The sequence below is a fragment of the Mesorhizobium sp. M7D.F.Ca.US.004.03.1.1 genome, assembly GCF_003998635.1.
In the GTDB taxonomy this organism is placed as follows: Bacteria; Pseudomonadota; Alphaproteobacteria; order Rhizobiales; family Rhizobiaceae; genus Mesorhizobium; species Mesorhizobium loti.
On the sequence record NZ_RZQG01001472.1, the window covers coordinates 1 to 893 of the forward strand.

1 protein-coding gene is annotated in these 893 nt (G+C 59.6%); it reads left to right on the top strand.

Annotation, left to right across the window (positions count from 1 at the left end; translation table 11 throughout):
• Window positions 1-27: 27 nt before the first annotated feature.
• On the top strand, window positions 28-893 hold an 866-nt coding region (nadA, locus tag EN935_RS38040; RefSeq protein ID WP_127374342.1), incomplete at its 3' end, for a quinolinate synthase NadA.

Below are 893 nucleotides of genomic sequence, written 5' to 3' on the forward strand. Positions count from 1 at the left end.
ATCACGTAGACTATAACTGGAGGCTCGATGAGCGCCATCCTGCCTTCGGCCGCTTCCCTGTACGATCGCGTTCGGCGGGTTATTCCCACGATCGAATGGTCGACCTTTCTTGACGACATCGATGCCATTCTAGCGCTGAAGCGGGAGCGCAATGCCGTCATCCTGGCACATAACTACCAGACGCCTGAGATCTTCAATTGTGTCGCCGACATCGTCGGTGACAGCCTGGCGCTTGCCCGCAAGGCGGCCGAAACCGAGGCCGATGTCATTGTGCTGGCCGGCGTGCATTTCATGGCCGAAACAGCGAAGCTGCTCAACCCCGAGAAGACGGTCCTCATCCCCGACCTGAACGCAGGCTGTTCGCTGGCGGAGTCCATTACCGCCGAGGACGTGCGCCTGATGCGTCAGCGCATCCCGAACGTGCCGATCGTCACCTATGTCAACACATCTGCTGCCGTGAAGGCCGAGTCCGATATCTGCTGCACCTCGGGTAATGCGCGTGCGGTGGTGGAATCGCTTGGCGTGCCGCGCGTCATCATGCTGCCGGACGAATACCTGGCCAAGAACGTCGCCGCCGAGACGAATGTCGAGATCCTGGCCTGGAAAGGTCATTGTGAGGTGCATGAGCGCTTCGCTGCCTCCGACATTCGCGAATTGCGTCAAGCACATCCCGGCATCGTAGTGCTTGCTCACCCCGAATGCCCACCGGAAGTGGTAGCGGAGGCCGACTTTTCGGGTTCGACCGCTGCCATGTCCGACTATGTCGAGAGGCAAAAGCCGCCACGCGTCGTGTTGATGACGGAATGCTCGATGAGCGACAATGTCGCACTTCAGCATCCCGGGATCGAGTTCATCCGTCCCTGCAATTTGTGCCCGCACATGAAGCGGATAAC